Genomic DNA, 16,405 nt, shown 5'->3' with positions numbered 1-16,405 from the left:
ACATTCGAACTAGTTAGTACATTTTGAAATGGCATTCGGTCGCTTGGAGGAGAGATCGGCATGCCAGCCACACTTGGATGTCCTGACCGATGACGGACGTCACACCCGCAAGACGCGGTTGATCGCCTGGGAGGAGCGAAATGGTGAGGATAATCGAATTCTGCTTCCTGATATTGAAGGTTGCCATCGCGCTTCTGCTGGCGGGCATGGTCGTGCTCGTCTTCGGAAATGTCGTGCTGCGCTACGCCTTCAATGCCGGCATCACCTATTCCGAAGAGCTGTCGCGCATCTTCTTCATCTGGCTGACCTTTCTCGGCGCCGTCATCGCCATGCGGGAACATGCCCATCTCGGTGTCGACTCGCTGCTGCGCCGGCTGCCGCCGTTCGGCGCAAAGGTCGCCATCCTGAGCGGTCAAACACTGATGCTGGGCGCAACGTGGTTGATGATCAGCGGCAGCTGGACGCAAACGGTGATCAACCTACATGTCGCAGCACCGGCCACCGGCATTTCCATGGGCTTTTTCTACGGCGCCGGCCTCGCCTTCGGCATTCCTGCCTTTCTGATCATCCTGTGGGACATGTTCTGCATTCTCACCGGCCGCATCGATGTGACAACGACCGAGTTCGTGCGCGATAGCGAGGATCAGGCCGTCCTCGATGACCATCCCGCAGCGTCGCTCGCCCATCCGACCGTAAAGCCCTGAGGAGACGACGATGACCGTTACAATTTTCCTCGGCGCCCTGCTTGGTCCGATGGCGCTTGGCGTGCCGATTGCCTTCGCGCTGATCATCACCGGCGTCGCGCTGATGATGTATCTCGGCCTCTACGACGCCCAGATCGTTGCCCAGAACGTACTGAACGGCGCCGACAGCTTCCCGCTGATGGCGGTTCCGTTCTTCATGCTCGCCGGCGAAGTGATGAACACCGGCGGCCTGTCGCGGCGCATCGTCGATCTTGCGATGGCGATGGTCGGCCATATCCGCGGGGGGCTTGGTTTCGTCGCCATTTTCGCCGCCTGCATCCTGGCGAGCCTCTCAGGCTCGGCCGTAGCTGACGCCGCAGCGCTCGGCGCTCTGTTGCTGCCCATGATGCTGAAATCCGGCCACGACCCGGCACGCGCCGGTGGACTGCTGGCGTCCGCCTCGGTCATCGGTCCGATCATACCCCCGTCGATCGGCTTCATCCTCTATGGCGTCGTCGGTGGCGTCTCGATCACCAAGCTGTTCCTGGCCGGCATTTTCCCCGGCCTGATGATTGCCGCCGCCCTCTGCATCACCTGGATGATCGTGTCGCGCAAGGAGCAGCACCAGTTGCCGCCGCGCCAGAGCGGCACTGTGAGGATGAAGACCTTCCTCGACAGTCTCTGGGCGCTGTTCCTGCCAGTTATCATCATCGTCGGCTTGAAGTTCGGCGTGTTCACCCCGACGGAAGCCGGCGTCGTCGCGGCCGTCTATTCGCTGTTCGTGTCGATGGTGATCTATCGCGAACTGCCGCCGGCCAAGCTGTTCCAGGTGTTCGTGGCTGCGGCGAAGATCACATCGATCGTCATGTTCCTTGTCGCCTGCGCTGCGGTCTCGGCCTGGCTGATCACCGTTGCCGACGTTCCCGGCGACCTCGCAGCGCTCGTCGAGCCGCTGATGGACAACCAGACGCTGCTTCTGCTGGCGATCATGGCGCTCGTCGTCGTGGTCGGCACCGCCATGGACATGACCCCGACCATCCTGATCATGACGCCGGTGCTGATGCCGATCATCAAGCAGGCGGGCATCGATCCGGTCTATTTCGGCGTGCTGTTCATCATCAACAATTCGATCGGCCTGATCACGCCTCCAGTTGGCACGGTGCTCAACGTCATCTGCGGCGTTTCAAAACTGACGATGGAAGACCTCATGAAGGGCGTCATGCCGTTCCTGATCGCCGAACTGATCGTCCTGTTCCTGCTCGTGCTGTTCCCGCAACTGGTGACCGTGCCGGTCTCCTGGTTTGCGCGATAGGCATCGGCAACATCTGCAAAATTCAACCGGCCGGAGGGAGAACCCGGCCAAATATGGGAGGAAAACATGTTCAACAGACTGATGAAAATGGCGCTCGCGCTTGCCGTGCCGGTCGCCTTGATCACGGCAAGTCCGGCGCTGGCCGAGATCCGCGAGCACCAGCTCAAGTTCGCCGCCGCCAACAACAAGGGCCATCCCCAGGTCATGGGCATGGAGAAATTCGCCGAACTGGTGAAGGACAAGAGCGGCGGCAAGATCGAGGTCAAACTGTTCCCGGGCGGCGTGCTCGGCGGCGACGTGCAGACCGTATCTGCGCTGCAGGGCGGCGTAATCGAAATGACGGTTCTGAACGCCGGCATTCTCGCCGGCAACGTCAAGCAGTTCGGCGCCGTAGACCTTCCCTTCCTGTTCAACAATGGCGAAGAGGCCGACAAGGTGATGGACGGCCCCTTCGGCACCAGCCTTGCCAACCTGCTGCCCGATACCGGGCTCGTCGGGCTCGGCTACTGGGAGCTGGGCTTCCGCAACCTCACCAACAATCGCCATCCGGTTACCAAGCTCGAGGACATCAAAGGCTTGAAGATCCGCACGATCCAGTCGCCGATCCCGATCGAACTGTTCAACAATCTCGGCGCCAATGCCGTGCCGCTGCCCTATACCGAGCTCTATACGGCGCTCGAAACCGGAACTGTCGACGGCCAGGAAAACCCTGCTGCCAATATTCTCAACGCCAAATTCTATGAAGTGCAGAAGTACATGACGGTGACCCGTCATCAGTACAATCCGCAGATCGTGCTCATCAGCAAGAAGTTCTGGGACGGCCTCAACGACGAGGAGAAGGCGGTACTGCAGGCATCGGCCACCGAAGCCCGCGACTACCAGCGCCAGGCCTCGCGCGAGTTCGACGCCAAGGCGATCGCCGACATCAAGGCGACCGGCATGGAAGTCAGCGAGCTTTCGCCGGAGGAAACACAGAAGCTGCGCGATGCCGTCAAGCCGATGATCGAGAAGTTCAGCGCCGAGATCGGCCCCGATACTGTCGCGGCCCTTTTCAAGGAACTCCAGGCGCTTCGCGGCCAGTAAGCCTGCCGCCGGCCCGCTTTGACGGCGGGCCGGCAACCCACCCAATGATGAAAGCCGTCGAGATGACCGAGACCCTTCTCAAACCGTTGAAAGCCGGATTGATCGGCGCCGGCATTCAAGCCTCGCTGACACCGGCCATGCATATGCGCGAAGGAGCAGCACAGGGTCTGGCCTATGAATACGAGCTGATCGACCTGACGCGGCTCGGCGCTGGCCCGGACGACCTGCCGCAATTGCTGGACGAGGCCGAGCGGCGGGGCCTTTGCGGATTGAACATCACGCACCCGTGCAAGCAGCTGGTCATTCCGTTCCTGGACGAGTTGTCGGACGAAGCCCGGGATCTCGGCGCAGTCAACACGGTCGTGCTTAAGGCAGGTCGCCGCATCGGCCACAACACCGACTGGTGGGGTTTCGCCGAAAGCTTTCGCCGCGGCCTGCCCGATGTTGTGCTGACGCATGCGGTGCAGCTCGGCGCCGGCGGCGCCGGCGTCGCGACGGCTTACGCGATCTTATCGATGGGGCTCGCCTCACTTACGGTTTTCGACCGCGAGATCGAGCGCGCAGAAGCACTGGCGTCCAGCATGTCGCCGCTCTTTCCGCAGGCGAGAATTGCTGCCGGCACCAGCCTTCCATCCGCGATGGAAACGGCAGATGGCCTCATCCACGCAACCCCGACCGGCATGACGAAATACCCTGGAATGCCGCTTCCTGCAGAGTTGATCGAACCGCGCCACTGGGTGGCGGAAGTTGTCTATTTCCCGCTGGAGACCAAGCTGCTGGCCGAAGCCCGGCGGCGCGGCTGCGACACGCTCGATGGCGGTGGCATGGCGGTTTTTCAGGCCGTCGGCGCATTTCGCCTGTTTACCGGGAGGGAGCCGGATGCGGCGCGCATGCTTGCCCACTTCAAGGCGCTGACCGCCTGATAACGAAGGAGACCCGCATGAAGACCTCGATCGCGACTGTCTCCTTGAGCGGCGACCTGCGCAGCAAGCTGGCGGCGATAGCAAAAGCCGGCTTCGACGGCGTGGAGATCTTCGAGAACGATTTTCTCGTTTTCGACGAAAGCCCGCGCCAGGTCGGCCAGATGGTGCGCGACTATGGCCTGGAGATATCGCTCTTCCAGCCGTTTCGCGATTTCGAGGGCATGCCGGAGCCGCTCAGAAGCCGGACGTTCGACAGGGCGGAGCGCAAATTCGACGTGATGCAGGAGATGGGAACCGACCTGGTGCTCGTCTGCTCCAACGTTTCTCCCGCAGCCCTCGGCGGTCTCGACCGGGCTGCTGCCGATTTCCGCGAGCTTGGCGAACGGGCGGGCAGACGGGCCTTGCGGGTCGGATACGAAGCGCTCGCCTGGGGACGTCACATCAACGACCACCGCGATGCCTGGGAGGTGGTGCGCCGGGCCGATCATCCCAATGTCGGTCTCATTCTCGATAGTTTCCACACGCTCGCCCGCAAGATCGACGTCAACTCCATCCGCTCCATACCAAAGGAGAAGATCTTCATAATCCAGCTGGCCGACGCGCCGCTGATCGACATGGATCTGCTCTACTGGAGCCGGCATTTCCGCAACATGCCGGGCGAAGGCGACCTGCCCGTCCTCGAGTTCATGCGCGCCGTGGCGGCGACCGGCTATGACGACTATCTGTCGCTGGAAATCTTCAACGACCAGTTTCGTGGCGGCTCGGTGACGGCGATCTCCATCGACGGCCAACGCTCGCTGCTCTATCTCGGTGATCAGGTACGGCGGGCTGACCCGGAAATCGCCCTGCCCGTTCCCGAAATGCCCGCGCGGTCAGCCGTCGAAGGCATCGCCTTCATCGAATTCACCATCGACGGTGACGAGGCGCCTCAGCTTGAGGCGCTGATCCGCACCCTCGGCTTCCGCAAAGTCGCACACCACAAGACGAAAAGCGTCGCCGTCTTCCAGCAGGGCGATATCAGGCTGGTGATCAACACGGAAAGCCGCGGCTTTGCCAACTCCTCCTACCTCGTTCACGGCACGTCCGCCTATGCGATGGGTCTTCTGGTCGACGATGCGCGGGCTGCGCACCGGCGGGCGCTGGCGCTCGGCGCCGAAACCTTCGTCCAGCCGCTGGACGACGGCGAGATCGAAATGCCTGCAGTGCACGGCGTGGGCGGCGGCATCGTCTACTTCCTCGATCGCGACAGCGATCTCGGGACCATATGGGACGTCGAGTTCGACCCGGTGGACGACCCAGCGACGTCGGCAGGACTGGCATCGATCGACCACATCGCTCAGACGATGCACTACGATGAACTCCTGACGTGGCTGCTGTTCTACACCTCACTGCTGGAAGCCCATAAGACACCGCTTGTCGACATCATCGACCCCTCGGGCATCGTGCGCAGTCAGGTGGTGGAGAACGCCTCCGGAACCCTGCGCATCACGATGAATGGTGCCGAGAACCGCAACACGCTTGCCGGGCGTTTCATTGCCGAGACCTTCGGCTCCGGCATTCAGCATCTGGCGTTCAAGACCGACGACATTTTCGCGACCGCGGGTGCGCTTGCCGCAGGTGGCTTTGTCTCGCTGGCGATCTCACCCAATTATTACGACGACCTGGAAGCCCGGTTCGGGCTCGACCCTGATTTCACCGAGCGGCTGAAGGCGAAGAACATCCTCTATGACAGGGACGAAAACGGCGAGTATTTCCAGCTCTACAGTCCAACCTTCTCTGGCGGCTTCTTCTTCGAGATCGTCGAGCGGCGCGGATACCGCGGCTATGGCGCGGCGAACGCTATCTTCCGGATCGCCGCGCTTCGCAAGTCTCTGGAACCGGCCGGCATGCCCCGCGCATGAGCATCAGCGGCACGCCTATTGGACAGCCAGGATCAAAAGCAGGCGTTGACCTCTGAATAGGGGGTGGCGAATTCAAAGAGCGGTTCAGATCGACCATCGGCGAGGAAGTTGGCTGCCAATGACGTTGCATGCTCCCAAAGCGTTTGGGAGATCCATGAGCCGACGCTGACCCTGCGAACACCGAGTGCTGCAAGTTCGTGCGCCGGTGGCAAACCGGGCCAGGCGATTACATTCAGCAACAGCTCGGTGCCCGTTGCTATCTGCGCAATGTCGTCCCGATCGGTCACGCCGAGCACGAACAAGCCGTCGGCCCCCGCCTCCTGATATTGTCGTGCGCGAATCAGTACCTCGTTCACGCGTAGGTCTTCGCAGACAAGGTTTCGCGCGTAAACGTCGGTGCGTGCGTTGAGATAGAGCCCGACACCGAGCCGCTCCGCGGTTTCCCGGATCTGCTCGATCTTCCGGCAGAGGAGGTCCGGCGAGGCGGCGCCATCCTGAATATTGAACCCGACCGCACCGGCCTCGATAAACCGCGCCGCCGTTTCGGCAATTCGATCGCTTTCTGCCGTATAGCCGCCTTCGATATCGACGCTCAATGGCACCGTGATGACCCGGGCGATCGCCGCGATCGTTGAGAGATGACGCTCCAGCGGAAGGGCATCGCCATCGCGATAGCCGTGCGACCATGCGACGCCGGCGCTCGTCGTCGCAATCGCGCGAGCGCCAAGCCGCTCGATTAAAAGGGCGCTGCCGGCATCCCAGGCGTTTGGCAGCCGCAACGGCGCAGGTTGACGATGAAGAGCATTGAAATTTTCGGCTTTGCTGTTGCCCACCAAGATGGCCTCCATTGGAAAGCCCATCTTTCGCAATTGCGATCTCTGAAGATAATAGCTAACAATTTTCGGCAATCATTCCTGGAGAGACATAATGGAGGAGCCGGCTCTTCACCTGGTGCAGGCCTTCGTTGCCGTGGTCAAACACCACAGTTTCGCCAAGGCGGCACAGGAACTCAAAATGACGCCATCGTCGGTCAGCCGGTTGGTCAAGACGCTGGAAAGCCAGATCGGCGTCCTGTTGATCAACCGGACGACGAGGGCAATGTCACTGACGGATGCGGGACAACGCTACTTCAGCGACAGCACAACGGCTCTGGAGCAATTGCGCCAAGCACACCAGCGAGCGCGCAATGAAGGGGATTTGCCGAGCGGAACGCTCAAGCTCAGCATATCGGTGTCCTTCGGCCGCTATCATGTCGTGCCGCATCTGGCCGCCTTCCTGTCCGCATATCCTCACCTGCAGCTCGACCTCCTGATGACGGATCGATATGTCGATATCGTCGCCGAGGGCGTGGCGGTGGCGATCCGCATTGGCACTTTGCCGGACTCGACCTTGATTGCGCGCAAACTCCTGAACAACCGAAGAATCCTCGTGGCAGCGCCAGACTATCTGGAAAAGCATGGTGCACCGGCCGGTATCGAGGCGCTCAAGCAACATGAGTGCGTCGTATCCACGGCCAGCCATGACGGCGAGCTTTGGCGGTTGTTTGGACCGGAAGGCGAGCACGCGTTCCGCCCCCGGGGCAGGATGCGCGCGGACAATGGAGACGCGGTCCATCAGCTTGCGATCGATGGCCAGGGCATAGCGTTCCACTCCGCCGTGACGATGTCCGAATCCATGCGCCAAGGCAAGCTCGTCCAGATTCTGCCCCGATGGACCGGGAAGGAAACGGGCGTCTATTGTGTTTTCCCTTCGCGCCACATCGGTCCCGCGGCCAAGGCATTTGTCGATTTCCTCGTGACGCGGTGGAGCGGCGGGACCAGCGCGACCCTGGCCGGCCATACGCCGGGCGATCACGCACCCGTCATTGCCACTCGATAGATCACGACGCGGGGACTTCTGGTTCCCCATGTGACAGCACATTCCAACCCGATCGCATTGACGGTTTACACGTCGCGTCACCTTGCTGCGAAAGCCGATGTAACAGTTACACAAGGGAGATTTACTCTTCAAAGACAGAGTTTTCGTGACTACTGTGCGGTTAAGCAGACTACGTGGGACTGAACCTGGCCTTGTTGCTGAAAGGACGTCGCATGACCGTGCCGAAAGTCGCCTTCTCTGCATTTTCCTTCCTTCTTGCGATCACGTTCACTTTCTCGACTGCCTACGCGCAGCAGGCGCCGGCCGTGGTCGTGGCACCCGCCAGGATCGTGGACCTGCGAGAAAGTGTCGATCTGACGGGCCGCGTCGTCGCGACCCAGAAGGTCGATATCCGCGCCCGCGTGGCCGGTTTCCTGGAGGCGGTGAATTTCAAGGAAGGGCAGACGGTGACGGCCGGGACCTTGCTTTATCAGGTCGAGGATGGCGCCTATCGGGCGGCGGTACAGGAAATAGAGGGTTCGATCCAGGCGGCCGAGGCGCAAAGGGATCTTGCCGTGCTCGAACGCGACCGCGCCCAGCAGCTGATCACAAGCAATACGATCTCCCAGGCCAAGGTCGATACCGCCAACGCCGAAGTCAAGAAGGCGGAGGCGGAGCTCGTACGGCTCAAGGGCAGCAAGCAGAGCGCCGACCTCAACCTCTCCTATACCAAGATCACCGCCCCTTTCGACGGTGTGCTGGGCCTGACGACGGTCGATGTCGGCGCGCTTGTCGGCCCAGATACCGGCCCGCTTGTCACGTTGACGCGGCTCGATCCGATCTATGTCGTGTTTCCGGTCTCCACCTCGCTGCTCCTGACCTACCGGGAGCGCGTGCAGAAGGGTGAGATGCCTGGCGGCGCCAATGTCGCGCTGACGTTACCGAACGGCACCAAGTATCCGCTGAAAGGCACGATCGACTTCATCGCCAGCAACGTCGCCCAGGGAACCGACACCGTGACGGTTCGCGCTGAGTTCGACAACCCGAACACCCTGCTGCTCGATGGCACGCTCGTGCGTGTCATCCTTGAGCAGTCCGACAAGCAGGACGTTCTGGCGGTACCGCAACAGGCCGTTCAGCGGGACCAGCAAGGGGCTTTCGTCATGGTCGTCGATGCTAGCTCCAAGGTCGAGCTGCGCCGCATCGACGTTTCCCGCTCCGCTCGCGGCCTGTCAGTGGTGAGCAAGGGGCTCAAGGAAGGCGAAAACGTCATCACCGAAGGTGTCGGCAAGGTCAGGCCGGGCATCGTCGTGGACGCAGCAGCGGCGACGGGTGGCTGAGCATGATCTCCGAAATCTTCATCGATCGGCCGCGTTTTGCTGCCGTCATCTCGATCGTCCTTACGCTGGCGGGCCTGATCGCGCTCACCCGGCTGCCGATCGCGCAGTTTCCAGACATCGTGCCGCCACAGGTGAGCGTCACCGCAAGCTACCCCGGCGCCGGCGCCGAGGTGGTCGAAACGACCGTCGCCCAACCGATCGAGAGCAAGATCGTCGGCGTCGACGACATGCTCTACATGAAGTCGACGAGCGGCGCTGACGGCTCCTATACGCTCACTGTCACCTTTGCCGTCGGCACGGACCCCGATATCGCCACCGTCAACGTGCAGAACCGCGTGTCGCTTGCCGAGGCCGGGCTACCGGCGGAGGTCAAGCAGACCGGCGTCAGCGTGCGCAAGAAATCGTCGGCCCTGATGCAGGTGATCACGATCTACGGCAAGGACGACAGTTTCGATTCGCTGTTTCTGTCCAACTACGCCACGATCAACCTGATGGACACGGTCAAGCGGGTCCCTGGCGTCGGCGATGCCTCGCTGTTCGGCGCCAAAGACTATGCCATGCGCATCGTGCTGGATATCGACCGCCTGACCAATCTCGGCCTGACGCCGACCGATGTGATCAACGCGCTGAAGGCGCAGAACGTCCAGGCGGCAATCGGCCGGATCGGCGCGCAGCCGATGACCGACGACCCGCTGTTTCAGCTCAACCTGCAGACACAGGGGCGTCTGACCGATCCCGCCCAGTTCGAGGACGTCGTCCTGAGGGCCGAGCCGGACGGGTCCTTCGTGCGCATTCGCGATATCGCGAAGGTCGAGTTGGGCGCGGCGAGCTCCGACTCCAGCGCCCGCTTCAACGGCAAGCCGGTTGCGATGATCGGCACCTATCAGGCACCGGGAGCCAACGCGCTTGCGGCCGCCGAAGGCGTCAAGCAGGCGATGGAACGCCTGTCCATGTCGTTTCCTGAGGGACTGACCTATTCCGTCTCCTACGACACGACCCAGTTCGTCGAGGCGAGCGTCGAGAATGTCGTGCACACGCTGCTGGAAGCGTTCGTGCTCGTCATCATTGTCGTCTTCCTGTTCCTCGGCAATGTCAGGGCGACATTGATCCCGCTGGTCGCCGTGCCCGTCGCGCTGATCGGCACGTTCGCGATCATCCTAGCCATGGGCTTCTCGCTGAACACCGTATCGCTCTTGGCGATGGTTCTGGCGATCGGCATCGTCGTCGACGATGCAATCGTGGTGGTCGAGAACATCGAGCGCGTGATGGAGGAGAACCCCGGCATGCAGGCGCCCGAGGCGGCGCGTCTCGCCATGGGCGAGATCACCGGGGCGATCGTCGCCATTACGCTCGTCTTGCTGTCGGTATTCGTTCCCGTCGCATTCATTCCGGGATTGAGCGGCCAACTGTTCCAACAGTTCGCCGTTGCCGTATCGGTATCGATGGTGATCTCCGCCATCAATGCGCTGACCTTGAGCCCTGCACTCTGCTCCATCCTGTTGAAGCCGCATCACGGGCCGAAGCGCGGCATCCTCGGCTGGATCTCGCGCCGGATCGATAACGGCCGCGATGGCTATGTCCATGTCGCCGGGCATATCGCCCGCCGGGCGATCCTCGGCATCCTGCTCCTGGCCGTCGCGATCGGCGCCAGCGGCTGGCTGTTCCGTATCGTGCCCACCGGCTTCCTGCCGAGCGAAGACCAGGGCGCCTACTTCACCGAAATTCGGCTGCCGGAAGGCGCGTCCTACAACCGGACGGATGCGGTCGTGCGCGATGTCGAAACGATGCTCGGCGGCATCGATGGTGTTGCCGACGTCATTACGGTCACCGGCTACAGCTTCCTCGATGGCCTGGCCAAATCGAACAGCGCCTTTGCCATTGTCACGATGAAGCCGTTCGCCGAGCGCCCAAGCGCTGCCAGCTCGGTCGATGCGGCGATCGCAACGACCATGGCCAAGGGCACGACCGTCCGCGGCGCCCAGATATTCGCTTTCAACCTGCCGCCGATCATGGGCCTCGGCACGGGGTCTGGCTTCGAATACCAGTTGCTCGACCTGCAAGGCCGCCCGCCCGCGGACCTCGCAGCAACCGCCGGCGGCCTGATCGTCGCCGCCAATCAGAATCCGCTGCTTGGGCCTACCTTTACCACCTATTCCGCAAGCTCGCCGCAGCTCTATCTCGACCTCGACCGGGATCGCCTGCAGGCGCTCGGCGTATCCGTGAGTGACCTTTTCAACACCCTGCAGGGAACGCTCGGGTCCTACTACGTCAACGACTTCAACCTCTTTGGACGCAGCTGGAAGGTCAACCTGCAGGCGGCCGAAGCCGACCGCAGTTCAGTTGACGATATATCGCGTCTGCACGTACGCAACGCGTCCGGTGGCATGGTCCCCGTCGCCTCGGTCGCGCGCGTCGAATACGTCATCGGGCCACAGTCGATCGTGCGGTACAACAACTATCGCTCAATCACGCTCAATGGTCAGCCCGCGGCTGGCGTATCGTCTGGCGAGGCGCTCGGTGCGATGGAAGCCCTGTCGGCAACAACCCTGCCAGCAGGCTACAGCTACGAGTGGACGGGCACAGCCTTGCAGGAGCTTGAAGCGGCGGGGCAGACGACGGCCATCCTCGCGCTGGCGGTGCTGTTTGCCTATCTGTTCCTGGTTGCACTCTACGAAAGCTGGACGATCCCGGTTCCGGTGTTGCTGTCGGTGACCGTCGGCGTCGCGGGGGCCCTCGTCTCGGTTCTCGTGGCGGGCCTGTCGTTCGACATCTACGCCCAGATCGGCCTGGTCGTGCTGATCGCACTCGCCTCCAAGAACGCGATCCTGATCGTCGAATTCGCCAAATTCCATCGCGAGAAGGGGGCTGGCATCGTCGAGGCGGCGGTCGAGGGCGCACGTGCCCGCTTCCGCGCAGTGATGATGACGAGCTTCGCCTTCATTGTCGGCCTCGTCCCCCTGGTGACGGCGCAAGGGGCAGGCATGCTGAGCCGGCGGGCCGTCGGCACGGGGGTCGCGGGCGGCATGCTTGCGGCCTCGCTGATCGGGATTTTCATCATCCCTGCCCTCTATGTCGTGTTTCAGTCGTTGCGCGAGCGTGGCCATCGGCTTGCCGGTCTTTCGACCACCGGCGGGGTCCACGCACCAGCAACGACGAGCGATGCCGAGGCCGAGCATGTTGCCGCCAAGGACGGCGAACAAGCGCGCCCGGCCACAATCGAGCAAGGCAGTTCCTAGAGGGAGGGCCGGTTCAGCAACAGGCTGAGAGAAAGGCTGCAAGCACGCGGCCGCCGATGACACGGCGGTCGTCAATCCCCCGGGTACCGTACAACTGCTTGACAGCCCGCCCGAAACAGCGGAAAAATTCACTATGGGGTCGCGATCACCCCACGAGGCGACAGCCGAAGTATCGCGTCCATTCAACCGCTCAGACGGAGGACGCGTTATGCCGTCACTTCTGGAAATTTCCCCGGACAAACTTGCTCGCCTCATCGGCACTCCCAAATGTCCCGCGCTGATCGATGTCCGGATCGACGAGGATTTCGACGCCGATCCGCGCCTGATCCCCGGATCGCTCCGGCGTGACTACCGGCTCGTTGAGGACTGGGGCAACGACTTCGCGGGACGATCCGCCGTCATCGTCTGCCAGCGCGGCAAGAAGCTGAGCCATGGGGTCGCCGCCTGGCTCAGGCACGCGGGAATTCCGGCCGATGTCCTGGAAGGCGGCTTTGAGGCCTGGGCCGAAGCTGGCTATCCGGCCGTGTCCGCCTCTGCCCTGCCGAAACGACAGGCGAACAGACACACGCTCTGGGTCACGCGCGCGCGCCCGAAGATCGACCGCATCGCCTGCCCCTGGCTTATTCGGCGCTTCGTCGATCCAAACGCCGTCTTCCTGTTCGTGGCACCCGCCGAAGTCGAAGCGGTGGCCGAGCGCTTCGACGCCACGCCCTTTGACATCGACGCCCCGATCCGCTGGAGCCATCGGGGCGACCTCTGCACCTTCGACGTGATGGTCGAGGAATTCGGATTGACAACCGAGCCTATGCTGAGGCTGGCAGCCATCGTGCGGGGAGCAGACACCTCGCGCCTCGATCTCGCCCCCGAGGCAGCCGGCCTGCTTGCGGTTTCGCTCGGGCTCTCGCGCATGTATGCAGACGATCATGAGCAGTTGCAGGCAGGCATGCTGCTCTATGATGCCTTCTACCGCTGGTGCCGCGATGCGACGGGCGAAACGCACAACTGGCCCTCGCCGAGAAAGGGTGCATGAAATGACCGATGCCGTTCACACCGCCGACGCCAGCAAGGCGTCGGCGCCCCACGACCACGGCGTCTCGCTTGCGGAAGCTTTCTGGGTATGGGTGCGGATCGCAGCCTTGAGCTTCGGCGGCCCGGCGGGCCAGATCGCGGTGATGCACCGGATCCTCGTCGACGAGAAGCGCTGGGTTGGCGAGCACCGTTTCCTGCATGCGCTCAATTACTGCATGCTGTTGCCCGGTCCGGAGGCGCAGCAGCTGGCAATCTACATCGGCTGGCTGATGCATCGCACCGCCGGCGGCCTTATCGCCGGCATCTTGTTCGTGCTTCCGGGTTTCCTTGCCATCCTGGGCTTGAGCTACGTCTATGCCGCCTTTGGCAATGTCAGCCTGATCGAGGGACTGTTCTTCGGGTTGAAGGCGGCCGTGCTTGCCGTGGTCGTCCAGGCGGTTTTCCGGATCGGCAGCCGGGCGCTGAAAAACCGGCTGATGATCGGCATCGCGGCGGCGGCCTTTGTCGCAATCTTCTTCTTCCGCGTCCCATTCCCGCTGATCATCCTGACGGCCGGCATCGTCGGCTACATCGGCGGGCGCTCAGGCTCGCCGCTCTTTCGCATCGGCGGCGGACACGGCAAGACAACCGGACCGGTCCTCAAGGACGAAGATTCGGCCTTGGGCGAGCAGACGCCAATCCATGCCCGCCCGAACCTCGGCTGGTCTTTAAAAGTGTCCGCGGTATTTCTCGCACTGTGGCTCGTGCCGTTGGTGCTCCTGTTTGCGTTTCTCGGGCCGAACGACGTCTTTACCGAGATCGGGTGGTTCTTCAGCAAGATGGCGGTCGTCACCTTCGGCGGCGCCTATGCCGTGCTCGCCTATGTCGCGCAGGAAGCCGTGCAATATTACGGCTGGCTCAAACCCGGCGAAATGCTCGACGGCCTCGGCATGGCGGAAACGACGCCAGGCCCACTGATCATGGTCGTCCAGTTCGTCGGCTTCATGGGCGCCTATCGCGATCCCGGCACACTCACCCCGATGACGGCTGCAACGCTGGGCGCGCTGTTGACGACGTGGGTAACCTTCGTCCCCTGCTTCCTCTGGATCTTCCTCGGGGCGCCCTTCATCGAAAAGCTGAGGGGCAACGTCGCCCTGACCGGCGCCATGTCAGCCATCACCGCCGCCGTCGTCGGCGTTATCCTCAACCTTGCGGTCTGGTTCGGCCTTCACACGCTGTTTTCGCAGGTCATCCCGTGGAGCGTCGGCGGGCTGACGCTCGATGTCCCCGTCTTGAGCTCGCTGGTGCTGCCGTCACTCTTGCTGACGCTTGCGGCGGCGCTGGCGATCTTCCGCTTCAACGCGTCGGTGATCGCGACGCTGCTGGCCTCGGCGCTTGCCGGAATGGTGTGGGTGCTTGTCGGTGGATAGGGGAGCAGCCTCCGGCACCGTCGAGACCCGCGTGTGTAGGACAAACCCTGGCGACGATCAGGCTGCCGCGCTTCCCGTCGACGGCATGTTGACGTCTCCCCAGGTCTTGAGCGCAAGAATGACCGGCTCCAGCGTGCGGCCACGTTCCGAGAGATCATAGTCGACCCTGGGTGGGACCTGGGCGAACACCTTGCGCGTGATCAGGCCATCGGCCTCGAGCTCACGCAGCTGGTTCGTCAGCATGCGCTGGGTAACGTTCGGCAGCTTCCGGCGGATTTCGTTGAAGCGCAGGGTGCCGGACATCAGGTGGTAGAGAACGACGCCCTTCCACTTGCCGTCAATCAGGCTGAGCGTCGCTTCGACGGCACATCCCGGGCTGCAGTCGAAACGATCGTGGCGCGTGCGTCCCATCCAATGGTATCCTTTTCGACACTATGGGCTTTATATGTGCGTTCTTGCGATATCCAATCATAGTGCGCATCTTGGCTGTGTTCAACCGATGGAGCATTCAATGCGAGCCGTAGCCTACCAAGTCCAGCAAGCGATCGAAGCCGAAACGTCGCTGGTCGATATCGACCTGCCGCGGCCTGAACCCACGGGCCGGGACATCCTCGTCGAAGTCAAGGCGATCTCGGTCAATCCCGTCGACACCAAGATCCGCCGGGGCGCAAAGCCCGAAGCCGGGCAATGGAAGGTATTAGGCTGGGATGCCGCCGGCGTCGTCAGCGCCGTCGGGCCGGACGCGTCCTTCTTCCAGCCGGGCGACGAGGTCTTTTATGCCGGCGCCATCAACCGCTCCGGCACCAATGCCGAGTTTCATCTGGTCGATGAACGCATCGTCGGCGGGAAACCCAAATCGCTGGATTTTTCTGCCGCAGCCGCCCTTCCGCTGACGTCGATCACCGCCTGGGAAATGCTGTTCGACCGGCTTGACGTTACCCGGTCGGTTCCGGGTGCTGCCAATGCCATCGTCATCATTGGCGGCGCCGGCGGCGTCGGCTCGATCGCCATACAGATCGCACGAGCACTCACGGACCTTACGGTTATCGCCACCGCATCACGCCCCGAAACGATCGAATGGGTTAGATCGCTCGGCGCCCACCACGTCGTCGACCACCGCCAATCGCTTGCCGCGCAAATCGAAGCCCTCGGGTTGGGCCAGCCCGGCTTCGTATTCTCGACGACCAACACCGACGATCATCTCGGTCAGATCGTCGAACTGATCGCGCCCCAGGGACGTTTCGGCCTGATCGACGACCCCAAGCAGCTCGACGCCCTTCCCCTTAAGCGCAAGAGCATCTCGCTGCATTGGGAGTTGATGTTCACACGCTCGCTGTTTGCGACCGCAGATATCGAAAAACAGAATGCCCTCTTGAACGGAGTGTCAGAACTGGTCGACGCAGGCAAGATCAAGTCCACGCTCAACGAGAATTTCGGAACGATCAATGCGGCCAACCTCAAGCGAGCACATGCACTGATCGAGTCCGGCAAGGCGAAGGGCAAGATCGTGCTTTCTGGCTTTTAGGCAAACGGAAACGCCGCCCCCTTCTTTCGCAAAAGCGTGATGCCTGAAACGAAGCCGCCCCATCGGGGCGGCCATGGCCGGCGCGTGCGCCAAAAAATCAAACGAGG

The 16,405-nt window shown here is 62.3% G+C and carries 13 protein-coding genes; 11 read left to right on the top strand and 2 right to left on the bottom strand.

Annotated features, from left to right (window positions below; all coding sequences use genetic code 11):
* Positions 1-140 precede the first annotated feature (140 nt).
* The 5 genes from ABIE33_RS13455 to ABIE33_RS13435 all read left to right on the top strand — a co-directional run bounded on the left by ABIE33_RS13455 (position 141) and on the right by ABIE33_RS13435 (position 5,902).
* Positions 141-704: a TRAP transporter small permease gene (locus ABIE33_RS13455; protein ID WP_429125662.1), complete on the top strand. Its 564-nt coding sequence runs from the start codon at positions 141-143 to the stop codon at positions 702-704.
* Between the two features lie 10 nt (positions 705-714).
* A complete protein-coding gene (locus ABIE33_RS13450; RefSeq protein ID WP_429125660.1) occupies positions 715-1,995 on the top strand; it encodes a TRAP transporter large permease in 1,281 nt (426 codons plus the stop codon).
* A 66-nt stretch (positions 1,996-2,061) separates the two neighbouring features.
* A complete protein-coding gene (locus tag ABIE33_RS13445; RefSeq protein WP_429125658.1) occupies positions 2,062-3,078 on the top strand; it encodes a TRAP transporter substrate-binding protein in 1,017 nt (338 codons plus the stop codon).
* 62 nt (positions 3,079-3,140) lie between these two features.
* Complete coding sequence (locus tag ABIE33_RS13440; RefSeq protein ID WP_429125656.1) at positions 3,141-4,001, top strand: shikimate dehydrogenase; 861 nt, start codon at positions 3,141-3,143, stop codon at positions 3,999-4,001.
* Between the two features lie 17 nt (positions 4,002-4,018).
* Positions 4,019-5,902, top strand: coding sequence for a bifunctional sugar phosphate isomerase/epimerase/4-hydroxyphenylpyruvate dioxygenase family protein (locus ABIE33_RS13435; RefSeq protein WP_429125655.1), 1,884 nt, complete (start codon positions 4,019-4,021; stop codon positions 5,900-5,902).
* 32 nt (positions 5,903-5,934) lie between these two features.
* Here ABIE33_RS13435 and ABIE33_RS13430 read toward each other — a convergent pair whose 3' ends face one another.
* Positions 5,935-6,735, bottom strand: coding sequence for an isocitrate lyase/PEP mutase family protein (locus ABIE33_RS13430; protein WP_429125653.1), 801 nt, complete (start codon positions 6,733-6,735; stop codon positions 5,935-5,937).
* 94 nt (positions 6,736-6,829) lie between these two features.
* Between ABIE33_RS13430 and ABIE33_RS13425 the strand changes: the two genes are divergently transcribed.
* The 5 genes from ABIE33_RS13425 to chrA all read left to right on the top strand — a co-directional run bounded on the left by ABIE33_RS13425 (position 6,830) and on the right by chrA (position 14,773).
* On the top strand, positions 6,830-7,780 hold the full coding sequence (locus tag ABIE33_RS13425; RefSeq protein ID WP_429125651.1) for a LysR substrate-binding domain-containing protein: 951 nt from the start codon (positions 6,830-6,832) through the stop codon (positions 7,778-7,780).
* Positions 7,781-7,992: 212 nt separating this feature from the next.
* Positions 7,993-9,099, top strand: a complete 1,107-nt coding sequence (locus ABIE33_RS13420) for an efflux RND transporter periplasmic adaptor subunit (protein WP_429125649.1) — start codon at positions 7,993-7,995, stop codon at positions 9,097-9,099.
* Between the two features lie 2 nt (positions 9,100-9,101).
* Complete coding sequence (locus ABIE33_RS13415; RefSeq protein WP_429125647.1) at positions 9,102-12,335, top strand: efflux RND transporter permease subunit; 3,234 nt, start codon at positions 9,102-9,104, stop codon at positions 12,333-12,335.
* Positions 12,336-12,543: 208 nt separating this feature from the next.
* Complete coding sequence (locus tag ABIE33_RS13410) at positions 12,544-13,365, top strand: chromate resistance protein ChrB domain-containing protein (RefSeq protein ID WP_429125645.1); 822 nt, start codon at positions 12,544-12,546, stop codon at positions 13,363-13,365.
* On the top strand, positions 13,358-14,773 hold the full coding sequence (gene chrA / locus ABIE33_RS13405; RefSeq protein ID WP_429125643.1) for a chromate efflux transporter: 1,416 nt from the start codon (positions 13,358-13,360) through the stop codon (positions 14,771-14,773). The genes ABIE33_RS13410 and chrA overlap by 8 nt, the downstream gene beginning before the upstream one ends.
* Before the next feature lie 57 nt (positions 14,774-14,830).
* Here the strand turns inward: chrA and ABIE33_RS13400 are convergent, their stop codons facing one another.
* A complete protein-coding gene (locus ABIE33_RS13400; protein WP_429125642.1) occupies positions 14,831-15,184 on the bottom strand; it encodes a winged helix-turn-helix transcriptional regulator in 354 nt (117 codons plus the stop codon).
* Between the two features lie 100 nt (positions 15,185-15,284).
* On the opposite strand from ABIE33_RS13400, the gene ABIE33_RS13395 reads away from it, so the two are divergent.
* Complete coding sequence (locus ABIE33_RS13395) at positions 15,285-16,298, top strand: zinc-binding alcohol dehydrogenase family protein (protein WP_429125640.1); 1,014 nt, start codon at positions 15,285-15,287, stop codon at positions 16,296-16,298.
* The last annotated feature ends 107 nt before the right edge of the window (positions 16,299-16,405 follow it).

This window comes from Ensifer sp. 4252, assembly GCF_050434565.1.
Taxonomy (GTDB): domain Bacteria; phylum Pseudomonadota; class Alphaproteobacteria; order Rhizobiales; family Rhizobiaceae; genus Ensifer.
Note: the sequence above shows the minus strand (reverse complement) of the source record. Positions and strands in the feature narration are given on the sequence as shown.